We start from the raw sequence: 13,602 nt of genomic DNA, 5'->3' as shown, positions 1-13,602 counted from the left end.
GTTTTGCATTGATATACATCATCTTGCCATCAGGTGAGTGTCGTCAGAAAGGAGTAGATCGCAGAAAAAAATTACGGAAGATGCCGACTGGATAATTGCTGAAAACACGCTATTTACGTTACTGTAGCGCCGATCAATTGATATCAGGAAAATATATGCGCACTCGCACGCTGGCAGATTTGGACCGCGTTGTCGCTCTCGGCGGAGGGCATGGATTAGGACGCGTTCTCTCCTCTCTTTCCCCATTAGGTTCCCGCCTGACGGGTATCGTCACCACCACCGATAACGGCGGGTCGACAGGTCGTATTCGTCGCTCTGAAGGAGGGATTGCCTGGGGAGACATGCGTAACTGTCTGAACCAGTTAATTACCCAACCCAGCGTTGCATCCGCTATGTTTGAGTATCGTTTTGGCGGTAATGGCGAACTTTCCGGGCATAACCTCGGAAATCTAATGTTAAAGGCGCTCGATCACCTCAGCGTGCGGCCTCTGGAAGCTATCAATTTAATTCGTAGCCTGCTGAAAGTTGACGCACATTTAATTCCGATGTCGGAGCTGCCGGTGGATCTGATGGCCATTGATGACCAGGGACACGAAGTTTATGGCGAAGTGAATATCGATCAGCTCACCGTCCCACCTCAGGAACTGATGCTTTCGCCAAAAGTCCCGACTACACGGGAGGCCGTTGAGGCTATCGCTGAAGCGGATTTAATTTTGATAGGCCCCGGAAGTTTTTACACCAGCCTGATGCCGATTCTTTTACTCGATGAAATGTCACAGGCATTACGTCGCACACCGGCTCCGATGGTCTACATAGGCAATCTTGGGCGCGAATTAAGCCTGCCAGCAGCCAGCCTGACGCTTAGCGATAAGCTGGCCATTATTGAACAGTACGTCGGGAAGAAAGTGATTGATGCAGTGGTTGTGGGGCCGAAAGTGGATGCTTCCGCCGTTACCGACCGCGTTGTGATCCAGGAAGTGCTGGAAGCCAGCGATATTCCCTACCGTCATGACCGCCAGCTATTGCATAGTGCGCTGGAGAAAGCGGTGCAGGCGCTGGGCTGAACGGATTTGCCTGATGCGCTTCGCTTATCAGGCCTACAAAACGAATTGCTCCGGCATCAAACAATGCCTGATGCGCTGCGCTTATCAGGCCTACAAAACGATTTGCTCCGGCATCCGGCCTACGAATGCTATCCACCCCGCATCCGACACCGTCTTACGATGCCGCAATAAACAACTCGCGCAACTGATGCAACTGGTCACGGATTGTCGCGGCCTCTTCAAATTCGAGATTCTGCGCGTGTTGCATCATCTGCCCTTCCAGCTCGTGAATCTTCTGCTGCAGCGCTTTTGGCGTCATATCCAGTTCGACAACCTCAGACTTCGAGCCTGCGCGTGACTTCCCTTTGCCTTTCGCTTTGGTCTTCGCAATATTCTGCCCCAGCGCCAGAATATCGACCACTTTCTTGTTCAGCCCCTGCGGCGTAATACCGTGTTCTTCGTTATAGAGCTGCTGCTTCTCACGGCGACGTTCGGTTTCACCAATCGCTTTAGCCATAGAGGCGGTAATTTTATCGCCGTAGAGAATCGCCTTACCGTTGATGTTACGCGCCGCACGACCGATGGTCTGAATAAGCGACCGTTCAGAACGCAGGAACCCTTCTTTGTCTGCGTCCAGAATCGCCACCAGGGAGACCTCAGGCATGTCCAGACCTTCACGTAGCAGGTTTATACCCACCAGCACGTCAAACTCGCCCAGACGCAGGTCACGAATGATTTCCATACGTTCCACGGTATCGATGTCAGAGTGCAGATAACGCACCCGTTCACCGTGCTCTTCAAGATACTCGGTGAGATCCTCCGCCATCCGTTTGGTGAGCGTGGTGACCAGTACACGTTCGTTAATCGCCGCACGGGTGCGGATCTCAGATAGCAGATCGTCAACCTGCGTCGCCACCGGGCGCACCTCAATGACCGGATCCAGCAGGCCGGTCGGTCTTACGACCTGATCGACCACATCATCGCCGGATTTCTCCAGCTCATAGTTGCCCGGCGTCGCCGAAACGTAGATGGTTTGCGGGGCCAGCGCTTCAAACTCTTCAAATTTAAGCGGACGGTTATCCAGCGCAGACGGCAGACGGAATCCGTATTCGACCAGGGTTTCTTTACGCGCCCGGTCACCGCGATACATGCCGCCAATTTGCGGGATAGTCACGTGAGATTCATCCACCACCAGCAGGCCATCGGCAGGCAGGTAATCAAACAGCGTCGGCGGCGGCTCGCCCGGACCACGCCCGGACAGATAGCGGGAATAGTTTTCAATCCCCGAGCAGTAACCCAGCTCGTTCATCATTTCCAGATCGAACTGGGTACGCTGACTTAAGCGCTGTTCTTCCAGCAGTTTGTTATTTGCCAACAGGACTTTTCGCCGCTCTGCCAGCTCAACCTTAATTTCTTCCATCGCCTGAACAATACGTTCGCGCGGCGTCACGTAGTGCGTTTTGGGATAGATGGTAAAGCGCGAAATAGTGGATTCGACCTGTCCGGTAAGCGGGTCAAACAGCGACAAACGTTCGACCTCTTCATCAAACAGTTCCACGCGCAACGCGATGTCGTCAGATTCCGCCGGGAATATGTCGATCACTTCACCGCGCACGCGGAAGGTCCCGCGCTGGAATGCCTGATCGTTGCGAGTATATTGCAGCTCCGCCAGACGACGCAGGATCGCGCGCTGGTCGATAATCATCCCCACCGTCAGGTGCAGCATCATTTTCAGGTATAGATCTGGGTCACCCAGACCATAAATCGCGGAAACCGACGCCACGACGACGACATCCCGTCGCTCAAGCAACGCTTTGGTTGCTGACAGACGCATCTGCTCAATGTGTTCGTTAACCGAAGCATCCTTCTCGATGAAGGTGTCAGAACTTGGCACGTAGGCTTCCGGCTGATAATAGTCGTAGTAGGAGACGAAATACTCCACCGCGTTATCCGGAAAGAACTCTTTCATCTCACCGTACAACTGCGCGGCAAGCGTCTTATTGGGGGCCAGCACCATGGTAGGGCGCTGTAGGTCCGCAATCACGTTCGCGATGGTGAATGTTTTCCCCGACCCCGTCACCCCCAGCAACGTCTGATGCGCCAGACCATCCTCCAGACCTTCTTCCAGGCGACGTATCGCCTCAGGCTGATCGCCAGAGGGTTTAAAAGCGGAATTTAGTTTGAACGGTTTACTCATGAGCAGCTACCTGAAGCAATGGGCGGGCAGGTGTGTAATTTTACTCGCAGCAGTATATTTTGCCAGTAAAATATACTGGATGAAAAAACAGTAACGCGCCAGAATATTTCTGTTACGCCAGCAAAATGGCCGTGACTACAGGCTAAAATTTGTCCGCAGGCAAGATAAAACACCAGCAAAAATGTGTTATCCCCAAACCAATGACTTTTTTAACATTTGTCAAGCTACCCGATGAAAGTTTTGTGGCAACACATGACACTTCTGCGACAGCCATTGCATTTATCTAACACACTGTAATTTAATGATTATTATCTCAAGCCGTCTTTCGCATCAATTTAGTCGCAGGCCGCGTCTTCTCTCGCTTACCTTGTGTTTTCTAACTCTAATACACAAGGTTATCCACAGGAATAGTGGATAACTGCCTCCAGCCCGTACGGACTGTAGCCTGGCAAAAACGTCCTGATGATCTTTTCTGGTGGGATAAAAAAAAATTATCGCTATTTTTTGATATTTATCAGCTAACGAAGCGACCTGGGATGGCCGAGATCTTGCTCGCATTTTCATCATTTTCCTGCCTGCACCATCACAACGCCACCAAGCACTGACAATGTGCACACTGCGGCGCTCATCCACAACAAGCCGGATACCGCAACCCGCTCAATACGCTATTCTGCTGTATTTTCCCCTAATTCCGCTTCTGGCAAGAGATTTGCAGTTTTCTCCCGACTATCAGCCCGCGAGGCGGATATCATCATGAGGGAGAAATCTATGTTGAGTCTTCGTGCAGTGAATCACTATTACGGTAATCAACACTCGCTTTGGGATGTCGATCTCGACCTGTTGCCCGGCAAATGTACCGCCGTGCTGGGTCTTCCAGGGATGGGAAAAACCACGCTGGCCAATTGCATCATCGGCAATTTACCGATTGAGAGCGGAACCATGTTCTGGCATCAGGCTGGCGCACCACCTTGCGATCTGCTTCAGATTCCGGCGGCAAAGCGCATTGCGCTGGGTATTAACTGTGTATCGCAGGAATGGCGAATTTTTTCGCAGCTGACGGTAGAGGAAAATCTGCACATTGCGCGCCAGGCGGTTGAGGAAAGCGAAGCGATGAACAGCAGCGATATTTATCGCCTGTTTCCGCAGCTGTTTGTACTGCGTCAGGCCAAAGGGGTGGCATTGTCAGAGGAAAATCAGCACCAGCTTGCACTCGCCAGTGCGCTGGTCACTCGCCCGCGCCTGCTGATTCTCGATGAGCCGACACGAGGAAGTGGCCAGGCGTATATCCACAAACTGGGGAATCTGATTGTGAGGCTAAGCCAGGAGCTTGGCATCGCCATTATGCTCGCGGAGCAGAGCCTGCCGTTCATTCGTCGGGTCGCCGACTGCTATTGCTTGTTACATCGTGGCCGCAACGTGGCTCAAGGGCAAATAACACAATTCAGCGACCCGCTAATCAACGACTGGTGGATGCCAGAGACAAAACGCTAAGATCGATATAACGACCTGTCGATGCTCGTTCCGGCTCTTCTGCCAGCCAGGGTATTTCCCCCAGTAGCGGAGCCGCAAGCGCACGCTTTAGCGTCGCCATATATTCAGCATGACGCTTGCCAGGTGGCATCACATCATTGGCAACCCATCCGGCGAGCGTCAGCCCGGCCTGCTGCACCGCCTGGGCGGTCAAAATGGCATGATTGATACAACCGAGCTTAACGCCAACCACCAGAATCACCGGCAGTTGTTCCGCTTTTACCCAGTCAGAAAAACTCAGCGTTGGCGAAAGTGGCGTAAACCATCCGCCTGCGCCTTCCACCAATACCCAGTCAGCTTGTTCTTCAAGCAAGCGTAAACCCGCAGACATCACTGAAGCCTGAATGGGGCGTCCTTCGTCAGCACTGATGATATGCGGTGAGGTAGGTTCGGCGAAGGTATACGGATTGATGGCCGCATAATCCACTGCCACAACGCTGTTGCGCTGTAGAGCCAGCGCATCGCTGTTTCGTAGACCTTCAGCCGTCATTTCACTGCCTGACGCCACCGGCTTATAGCCGACCGTTCGCAACCCCAGCTGTCCCGCCGCCTGAAGCAACGCACAGCTGGCGATAGTTTTACCTACTTCGGTGTCCGTCCCGGTGACAAAATACGTGTTAGTCACGTTGAATTACTCCCAAAAAAAGATGATAGGTCAGCGGATATTTACCCTGCTGACAGGGCCAGGCGAGCTGTAACTGGCGCAACTGCGAGCGGGTCAGCACACGCTGCTCACGTCCATCATGCAAATGCGTCGCGCCAATGCCCTTTAGCGAGCGCATGGCACTCAGCGCATCGTCAAACCACAGCGTGACGGCATGAGACTGGTATTCAACGTCCCAGCCGCACAGAGCGTTTTCCAGTTGCTCCACGGGCAAAAAACGGTTGGCGTGCTCCCGATCATCAACCGCTCTCCACGCCTGACGAAGTTCCGGCATCGACCCTTGCGCCAGCGTACTAAACGCCACCGCCCCGCCAGGACGCACCACCCGGTATAGCTCGCGTAACGCGCCGCGCAGGTCGTTGCACCACTGCACGGCCAGATTGCTCCAGGCCAGGTCGAAAGTGGCAGCGGCCTGCGGAATGGCTTCGATATCCGCCAGCAGATAGTGATGGGCGACATCGTGACGCTGCGCTTGCGTAAGCATTTGCGCCGACAGATCCAGCGCACAGACCTCGCTCCCCTGCTCCCGCCAGTAACGACTCATACGCCCAGGCCCACAGCCCGCGTCCAAAACCCGTGAGAACGCCCGGCCATCGAGTTGTGCCAGTAGCGCATCGGCGCTCTGACGCTGAAGCTCCGCATGTTGCTCATAGTGCGTGGCCGCGCGACCAAACGCAGCGGCAATCGCCTGCTTATTGACCTGCGCCATGCAGCACCTCCAGTAAGTTGTCGATATCCTGGACTTCATGCGCCTGGGTCAGCGTAATCCGCAGCCTGGCCGTCCCAACCGGCACCGTCGGTGGACGAATCGCCGTCACCCAGCATCCCTGTTGCCGTAACGTCTGTGCCAGTTGCAAGGCTTTATGATTGTCGCCAACGATCAGCGGTTGAATAGCACTGTCTGAATGTGCCAGCGTCAAATCCGTAGTATTCACCCCTGCGCGAAAACGCTGGATCAGCATCGCCAGCTTTTCTCTGCGCTCATCGCCTTCGCGGCTGCGGATCACCGCCAGCGCGGCGCGCAAGGCCTGAGCCTGGGCTGGCGGCATGCTGGTGCTGTAGATCAGATGACGGGCAAACTGCAGCAGATAATCGGCCACGCTATCAGAACACAGGATCGCCGCACCGCTGACGCCGAACCCTTTGCCAAATGTCACCACCAACAGCTCAGGTTTCACCTGCTGTCGGGAGCACGAACCACGCCCTTCCTCACCGCTTACGCCAATCCCATGCGCATCATCCACCAGCAGCCACGCGCCCTGCCGTTTCGCCACCGCGTGGATTTCTGCCAGCGGCGCGCTGTCGCCATCCATGCTGAACACGCCTTCGGTGACCACCAGCTGCTGCCCCGGACAGGGGGCTGTCAGCAGACGATCCAGATGTTGCGAGTCGTTATGAGTAAAGCGACGTAACACGGCAGGGCTAAGACTGGCAGCCTCCAGCAGCGAGGCATGGCTGAGCCTGTCGGCAACAATCTTGTCATCTTTTCCCATCAGTGCGGCAATGACCGCCTGATTGGCGGCAAAACCAGAGATGAACAACAGCGCCCGGGAATAGCCGAGCCACTGCGCCAGGTCTTCTTCCAGAGCCTGATGAGCAACGGAATAACCGCTGACATGGCCCGAGCCGCCGCTGCCGACGCCAAAACGCTCAGCGCCCTGCTGCCACGCGCAGATAATCTGCGGATGGTGGCTTAAGCCGAGGTAGTCGTTGCTGGAGAAATTCAGATACTGGCGACCGTCGGCCTGCAGCCAGCGCCCGGCACCCTGCGTCACTGCATAGCGCTGACGCAGGGCATCAGCACGACGACGCGCTGTTAGCGCATCGTCAATTTTTTGCTGCCAGGTCATACGGTTGCCGCGTTGTAGTAATCGTCGGTATCCGGGGTACGCAGCGCCTGCTCCAGACGTTGTTGCTGTTCGTTATCGCCCGCCAGTACCGCCGTTTGCTGCGGGTTAAGACCCAGCTTGCGAAATAACAGCAAATCCTTATCTTCGTTCGGGTTCGGAGTGGTCAGCAGTTTGCAGCCGTAGAAAATCGAGTTGGCCCCGGCCATAAAGCACATCGCCTGGGTTTGTTCGTTCATCTGCTCGCGCCCGGCAGAAAGACGCACGTATGAGGTCGGCATCATGATACGCGCCACGGCGATAGTACGAATAAAATCAAAAGCATCTACGTCGTCGTTATCGGCAAGCGGCGTGCCCTTCACTTTCACCAGCATGTTGATCGGCACACTTTCCGGCGGCGTCGGCAGATTCGCTAATTGCAGCAGCAGACCCGCGCGGTCGGTCACCGTTTCGCCCAGCCCAACAATCCCGCCGGAGCAAACTTTAATGCCCGCCTCGCGCACTTTATCCAGCGTATCCAGGCGCTCCTGGTACGAGCGGGTGGTGATGATATTGCCGTAAAATTCCGGCGAGGTGTCGAGGTTGTGGTTGTAGTAGTCCAGACCCGCATTGGCCAGGCGCTGGGCCTGAGATTCGTCCAGCGTGCCCAGCGTCATACAGGCTTCCAGCCCCAGTTCTTTCACGCCCTGAACCATTTGTTCCAGGTACGGCATATCGCGCTCATGCGGGTTCTTCCACGCCGCGCCCATGCAAAACCGCGTTGAACCGGCCTGCTTCGCCTTACGTGCCGAGTCCAGTACCTGTTCAACCTCCATCAACCGTTCTGTTTCCAGACCGGTTTTATAGCGGGAGCTTTGCGGGCAGTATTTGCAATCTTCCGGGCAAGCACCGGTCTTAATCGACAGCAGCGTACTAACTTGTACCTGCTGCGGATCGAAATGCTGACGATGAACCTGCTGCGCTTCAAACAGCAGATCCAACAGCGGTTTTTCAAATAATTCGGTGACTTGCGACATTGTCCAGCGAGAAGAATGAGCCATATTGGTATACGTTTCGTTGTTAGTTTGGTGTAGACTCGTAAACCTAAATCTTTTTAATTTGGTTTACAAGTCGATTATGACAACGGACGATCTTGCGTTTGACCAACGCCATATCTGGCACCCATACACCTCCATGACCTCCCCGTTGCCGGTTTATCCGGTGGCGCGTGCCGAAGGTTGCGAACTGATCTTAGCCAGCGGTGAGAAGCTGATTGACGGCATGTCATCCTGGTGGGCGGCAATCCACGGTTACAATCACCCGCAGCTGAACGCCGCGATGAAAACGCAGATTGATGCCATGTCGCATGTAATGTTTGGCGGCATTACCCATGCCCCGGCCATTGCGCTGTGCCGCCAGTTGGTGGCGATGACCCCAGAGGCGCTGGAGTGCGTTTTTCTCGCAGATTCAGGGTCGGTCGCCGTAGAAGTTGCAATGAAAATGGCACTGCAATACTGGCAGGCTAAAGGCGAATCCCGCCAGCGTTTCCTGACATTTCGTAATGGTTACCATGGTGATACCTTCGGCGCGATGTCGGTCTGCGATCCTGACAACTCAATGCACAGTCTGTGGAAGGGATACCTGCCGGAGAACCTGTTTGCCCCAGCCCCACAAAGCCGCATGGGCGGCGAGTGGGACGAACTGGATATGGTGCCTTTTGCCCGTCTGATGGCCGCGCATCGCCACGAAATTGCGGCAGTGATCCTAGAGCCAATCGTACAGGGCGCTGGCGGTATGCGCATGTATCATCCCGAATGGTTAAAACGCATCCGTAAGATGTGCGACCGTGAAGGGATCCTGCTGATTGCCGATGAAATCGCCACCGGATTTGGTCGTACAGGCAAGCTTTTTGCCTGCGAGCATGCCGACATCACTCCGGACATTTTATGCCTGGGCAAAGCGTTAACCGGCGGAACAATGACCCTTTCTGCAACCCTCACCACCCGCCAGGTTGCGGAAACCATCAGCAACGGTGAAGCCGGATGCTTCATGCACGGCCCGACCTTTATGGGCAATCCGTTGGCCTGCGCCGTCGCCTCCGCCAGCCTGTCGTTAATCGAAACCGGCGAGTGGCGCGCACAAGTAGCGGCCATTGAAGCGCAACTGCGGGCAGAACTCGCCCCGGCGGTAGATTCCTGCTGGGTCGCGGACGTACGCGTGCTCGGCGCCATCGGCGTCATCGAAACCACCCATCCGGTGAATATGGCAGCGTTACAGAAGTTCTTTGTCGAACAGGGCGTGTGGATAAGACCGTTTGGCAAGCTCATCTACCTGATGCCGCCGTACATTATCCAGCCCGATCAGTTACGTCGCCTGACGCAGGCCGTGAACGAGGCTGTGCGCAATGCAACATTTTTTAGCGATTAATCAGCGGTAAGCTCTGCGGTTTCTGGCTACACTTTTTGGCTAACGAGAGGAGTCAGCATGAAACTAATCAGTAACGATTTGCGCGATGGCGATAAGCTTGGGCATCGCCACGTCTTTAACGGCATGGGGTATGACGGGGATAATATTTCCCCCCACCTGGCGTGGGATGACGTACCCGCAGGAACCAAAAGCTTTGTCGTGACCTGCTTTGATCCTGATGCGCCAACCGGCTCCGGCTGGTGGCATTGGGTGGTGGTAAATCTGCCGGCTGATACCCGCGTACTCCCACAAGGATTCGGCTCCGGGCTGGTTGCACTGCCGGATGGGGTGATTCAGACCCGTACAGATTTTGGTAAAGCCGGTTATGGCGGCGCTGCGCCGCCGAAGGGTGAAACCCACCGCTATATCTTTACGGTTCACGCCCTGGATGTGGAGCGTATTGATGTCGATGAAGGTGCCAGCGGCGCGATGGTTGGATTTAACGTCCATTTCCACTCGCTCGCCAGCGCCTCGATTACGGCGATGTTTAGCTAAGCTGTGTTGTGCCGGATGTCGGCTTCGCCTCATCCGGCCTACAAAGCAGACCGTAGGCCTGATAAGACGCGTCAGCGTCGATATCAGGCAATTTTCTACAGAAATTCAGGCAGCAATTGCAGCAACGTTCCTTGCGCTAACAGCTCGGTCGCGCACTCAATATCCGGGGCAAAAAAGCGATCCTGCGTGTAGTGTGCAACCTGCTCGCGCAGCGCCTGTCGCGCCTGCTCCAGCAACGGACTGGAGGTTAACCCTTCACGCAGGTCAATCCCCTGACACGCCGCCAGCCACTCCACGGCAATCACACCGCGCGTATTTGCTGCCATCTCCCACAGTCTGCGTCCCGCCGCCGGAGCCATAGAAACATGATCTTCCTGGTTGGCGGATGTCGGCAAGCTGTCCACGCTGTGCGGATGCGCCAGCGCTTTGTTCTCGCTCGCCAGCGCGGCGGCGGTTACCTGAGCAATCATAAAACCGGAGTTAACCCCGCCATTTTTCACCAGGAACGGCGGCAACTGCGACATATGTTTGTCCATCATGAGCGCAATGCGCCGCTCTGACAACGAGCCGATTTCCGCAATCGCCAGCGCCAGATTATCTGCCGCCATCGCCACCGGTTCAGCATGGAAATTCCCACCGGAGATCACATCGCCCTCTTCGGCAAACACCAGCGGGTTGTCGGAAACCGCGTTGGCTTCAACCAGCAGAACATCCATCACCTGGCGCATTTGTGTCAGACACGCCCCCATCACCTGTGGCTGACAGCGCAGAGAATACGGGTCCTGCACCTTTTCACAGTTATGATGCGACTGCGAAAGCGCGCTGGAGTCGGTCAACACATGACGGTATAGCGTTGCGGCATCAATCTGCCCACGCTGCCCTCGCGCGGCATGAATACGCGCGTCAAACGGACGACGGGAGCCCAGCACGGCTTCTGTGGTCAGCGCCCCGCACACCGTTGCAGACGCAAACAGTTCCTGAGCTTCAATTAACCCGCGCAGTGCAAAGGCGGTGGAAGCCTGAGTGCCGTTGAGCAGCGCCAGTCCCTCTTTCGCCTCCAGCGTGATCGGCTCCAGTCCGGCCTTTTTCAGCGCGTCGGTAGCCGGGAGCCATTCCCCCTGCCAGCGCGCTTTACCTTCGCCCAGTAGCGTCAACGACATATGTGCCAGCGGCGCCAGGTCGCCCGATGCGCCCACCGACCCTTTCGCCGGAATCAGTGGATACACCTCGGCATTCACCAGCGCAATCAGCGCTTCAATCACGCTCAAACGAATGCCGGAAAAACCGCGCGCCAGGCTGTTGATTTTCAGCACCATAATCAGGCGAACCATTGCGTCATCCAGCGCCTCGCCAACGCCTGCCGCATGGGAAAGCACCAGCGAACGCTGTAAATTCTGCAAATCTTCCGTGGCGATACGGGTCTGAGCCAACAGGCCAAAGCCGGTATTAATGCCATACGCCGTACGGCCTTCAGCGACAATATTATTGACGCAGGCGACGCTGGCGTTGATTGCATCAATCGCCCCGGCATCCAGGTTCAGTTTGACCGGCTGCTGCCAGATTTCACGTAGCTGGGTAAAACTCAGATGGCCCGGGGTGAGTGTCATGGTGTTCATATCAGCGTTTCTCCTGCGTCGCAGCAATCATTGGCAAATTCAGCCCTTCTTCAACGGCGCACTCCACCGCAATGTCATACCCGGCGTCGGCGTGGCGCATCACCCCGGTAGCCGGATCGTTATGTAACACCCGGGCGATGCGCGCCGCGGCCTCATCGGTACCATCGCAAACAATCACCATCCCGGCATGCTGAGAGAAGCCCATGCCAACCCCGCCGCCATGATGAAGCGACACCCAGGTTGCTCCGCTGGCGGTGTTAAGCAGCGCGTTCAACAGCGGCCAGTCGGATACGGCGTCTGAACCGTCGCGCATAGCTTCTGTTTCGCGGTTTGGGCTGGCAACAGAACCGGAGTCCAGATGATCACGGCCAATAACAATCGGCGCGGATACTTCACCGCAGCGCACCATTTCATTAAACGCCAGCCCCAGCTTTTGTCGCCACTCCAGGCCGACCCAGCAGATACGCGCTGGTAAGCCCTGGAAGTTAATCCGCTCACGCGCCATATCCAGCCAGTGATGAAGGTGCTTATCATCAGCCACGATCTCTTTCACTTTGGCATCTGTCTTATAAATATCCTGCGGATCGCCCGACAGCGCCACCCAACGGAATGGCCCTATGCCGCGACAGAACAGGGGGCGAATATAAGCAGGTACGAATCCCGGGAAATCAAAGGCATTTTCCACGCCCATCTCTTTGGCCATCTGGCGAATGTTGTTGCCGTAATCAAACGTCGGCACACCCATTTTGCTAAACGCCAGCATCGCCTCAACGTGCGTTGCCATTGAACGTTTCGCCGCCTGCACCGTGCCCTGAGGATCGGACACCGCTTTTGCCTGATACTCTTCCCAACTCCAGCCGCACGGCAGATAACCATGCAGCGGATCGTGGGCGCTGGTCTGGTCGGTGACCATATCCGGGCGCACACCGCGCTTCACCAGTTCCGGCACAACGTCGGCGGCATTAGCACACAGCGCAATGGAGACGGCTTTACCCTCGCGGGTGTATTTGTCGATACGCGCCAGCGCATCGTCAAGCGATGTCGCCTGCTCGTCGACGTAACGGGTACGCAGACGGAAATCAATTCGGCTTTGCTGGCATTCAATGTTCAGCGAACACGCACCCGCAAGTGTAGCGGCTAGCGGTTGTGCTCCGCCCATGCCGCCCAGCCCGGCGGTCAGCACCCAGCGTCCGCTGAGGTTACCCTGATAATGCTGACGCCCGGCCTCAACGAAAGTTTCATAAGTCCCCTGCACGATGCCCTGGCTGCCGATGTAGATCCAGCTCCCGGCGGTCATCTGGCCGTACATCGCCAGCCCTTTGGCGTCCAGTTCGTTGAAGTGTTCCCAGGTAGCCCAATGCGGCACCAGGTTGGAGTTGGCAATCAGCACGCGCGGTGCGTTGTCGTGAGTTTTGAATACGCCTACCGGTTTACCAGACTGGACCAGCAGAGTTTCATCGGTCTCCAGTTTGGTCAGCGCATTGACGATGGCGTCATAACATTCCCAGTCCCGCGCGGCGCGGCCAATCCCACCGTATACCACCAGCTCATGCGGATTTTCCGCCACATCGGGATCCAGATTATTCATTAACATGCGCAGCGGCGCTTCGGTCAGCCAGCTTTTGGCCGTTAAGGTGGTGCCGCGTGGGGCACGAATATCCTGCTGACGATATTTGCTATGGGACATGACAGAAAACTCCTCGCGAACGTCGGATAGATAAGAAATATATACTTGTCTATACAAGTCATCGCAAGGATGATTTTA

Annotated in this window: 11 protein-coding genes; 4 read left to right on the top strand and 7 right to left on the bottom strand. The window is 55.8% G+C overall.

From position 1 onward, the window contains the following. Positions 1–155 precede the first annotated feature (155 nt). Positions 156–1,064, top strand: coding sequence for a uridine diphosphate-N-acetylglucosamine-binding protein YvcK (yvcK, locus tag OGX97_RS17775; RefSeq protein WP_003831525.1), 909 nt, complete (start codon positions 156–158; stop codon positions 1,062–1,064). Between the two features lie 154 nt (positions 1,065–1,218). On the opposite strand, the gene uvrB is transcribed toward yvcK, so the two are convergent. Further along, positions 1,219–3,240, bottom strand: a complete 2,022-nt coding sequence (gene uvrB / locus OGX97_RS17770; protein WP_286592656.1) for an excinuclease ABC subunit UvrB — start codon at positions 3,238–3,240, stop codon at positions 1,219–1,221. A gap of 768 nt (positions 3,241–4,008) precedes the next feature. Here uvrB and OGX97_RS17765 point away from each other — a divergent pair. Beyond that, a complete protein-coding gene (locus OGX97_RS17765) occupies positions 4,009–4,731 on the top strand; it encodes an ABC transporter ATP-binding protein (protein ID WP_198801918.1) in 723 nt (240 codons plus the stop codon). On the opposite strand, the gene bioD is transcribed toward OGX97_RS17765, so the two are convergent. The 4 genes from bioD to bioB are packed head-to-tail and all read right to left on the bottom strand — an operon-like array spanning position 4,697 to position 8,321. Then, positions 4,697–5,395: a dethiobiotin synthase gene (gene bioD, locus OGX97_RS17760; RefSeq protein WP_071445157.1), complete on the bottom strand. Its 699-nt coding sequence runs from the start codon at positions 5,393–5,395 to the stop codon at positions 4,697–4,699. The two genes, OGX97_RS17765 and bioD, sit on opposite strands and share 35 nt — an antisense overlap. Next, on the bottom strand, positions 5,388–6,143 hold the full coding sequence (bioC, locus tag OGX97_RS17755) for a malonyl-ACP O-methyltransferase BioC (RefSeq protein ID WP_048226034.1): 756 nt from the start codon (positions 6,141–6,143) through the stop codon (positions 5,388–5,390). Before bioC ends, bioD begins: the two co-directional genes overlap by 8 nt. After that, positions 6,127–7,284 carry an 8-amino-7-oxononanoate synthase gene (gene bioF, locus OGX97_RS17750; RefSeq protein ID WP_208744517.1) on the bottom strand — a complete coding sequence of 386 codons (1,158 nt, stop codon included), beginning with the start codon at positions 7,282–7,284 and terminating at the stop codon, positions 6,127–6,129. Before bioF ends, bioC begins: the two co-directional genes overlap by 17 nt. Next, positions 7,281–8,321 carry a biotin synthase BioB gene (gene bioB, locus OGX97_RS17745; protein WP_008784180.1) on the bottom strand — a complete coding sequence of 347 codons (1,041 nt, stop codon included), beginning with the start codon at positions 8,319–8,321 and terminating at the stop codon, positions 7,281–7,283. The genes bioF and bioB overlap by 4 nt, the downstream gene beginning before the upstream one ends. A gap of 76 nt (positions 8,322–8,397) precedes the next feature. On the opposite strand from bioB, the gene bioA reads away from it, so the two are divergent. Continuing rightward, entirely contained in the window at positions 8,398–9,687 is a 1,290-nt protein-coding gene (gene bioA, locus OGX97_RS17740; protein WP_060682514.1) for an adenosylmethionine--8-amino-7-oxononanoate transaminase, read from the top strand. 57 nt (positions 9,688–9,744) lie between these two features. Beyond that, the gene (locus OGX97_RS17735) at positions 9,745–10,221 is read left to right on the top strand and encodes a kinase inhibitor (protein ID WP_008784178.1); all 477 of its coding nucleotides are present in this window, start codon (positions 9,745–9,747) and stop codon (positions 10,219–10,221) included. A gap of 95 nt (positions 10,222–10,316) precedes the next feature. On the opposite strand, the gene hutH is transcribed toward OGX97_RS17735, so the two are convergent. Both hutH and hutU read right to left on the bottom strand, forming a co-directional pair. After that, positions 10,317–11,837 (bottom strand): histidine ammonia-lyase, encoded by a 1,521-nt coding sequence (hutH, locus tag OGX97_RS17730; protein WP_111465897.1) that lies wholly within the window; start codon positions 11,835–11,837, stop codon positions 10,317–10,319. A 1-nt stretch (position 11,838) separates the two neighbouring features. Further along, positions 11,839–13,524, bottom strand: a complete 1,686-nt coding sequence (gene hutU / locus OGX97_RS17725; protein WP_008784176.1) for a urocanate hydratase — start codon at positions 13,522–13,524, stop codon at positions 11,839–11,841. Positions 13,525–13,602: the final 78 nt, after the last annotated feature.

This window comes from Citrobacter sp. Cpo061 (assembly GCF_030332845.1).
Classification (GTDB): Bacteria; Pseudomonadota; Gammaproteobacteria; order Enterobacterales; family Enterobacteriaceae; genus Citrobacter; species Citrobacter portucalensis.
Note: the sequence above shows the minus strand (reverse complement) of the source record. Positions and strands in the feature narration are given on the sequence as shown.

Bases quoted from the DNA above. Each gene is read 5' to 3' on its own strand.
- bioB (WP_008784180.1), bottom strand. From the start codon at position 8,321: ATGGCTCATTCTTCTCGCTGGACAATGTCGCAAGTCACCGAATTATTT.
- uvrB (WP_286592656.1), bottom strand. From the start codon at position 3,240: ATGAGTAAACCGTTCAAACTAAATTCCGCTTTTAAACCCTCTGGCGAT.
- bioA (WP_060682514.1), top strand. From the start codon at position 8,398: ATGACAACGGACGATCTTGCGTTTGACCAACGCCATATCTGGCACCCA.
- yvcK (WP_003831525.1), top strand. From the start codon at position 156: ATGCGCACTCGCACGCTGGCAGATTTGGACCGCGTTGTCGCTCTCGGC.
- OGX97_RS17765 (WP_198801918.1), top strand. From the start codon at position 4,009: ATGTTGAGTCTTCGTGCAGTGAATCACTATTACGGTAATCAACACTCG.
- hutH (WP_111465897.1), bottom strand. From the start codon at position 11,837: ATGAACACCATGACACTCACCCCGGGCCATCTGAGTTTTACCCAGCTA.
- hutU (WP_008784176.1), bottom strand. From the start codon at position 13,524: ATGTCCCATAGCAAATATCGTCAGCAGGATATTCGTGCCCCACGCGGC.
- bioC (WP_048226034.1), bottom strand. From the start codon at position 6,143: ATGGCGCAGGTCAATAAGCAGGCGATTGCCGCTGCGTTTGGTCGCGCG.
- OGX97_RS17735 (WP_008784178.1), top strand. From the start codon at position 9,745: ATGAAACTAATCAGTAACGATTTGCGCGATGGCGATAAGCTTGGGCAT.
- bioF (WP_208744517.1), bottom strand. From the start codon at position 7,284: ATGACCTGGCAGCAAAAAATTGACGATGCGCTAACAGCGCGTCGTCGT.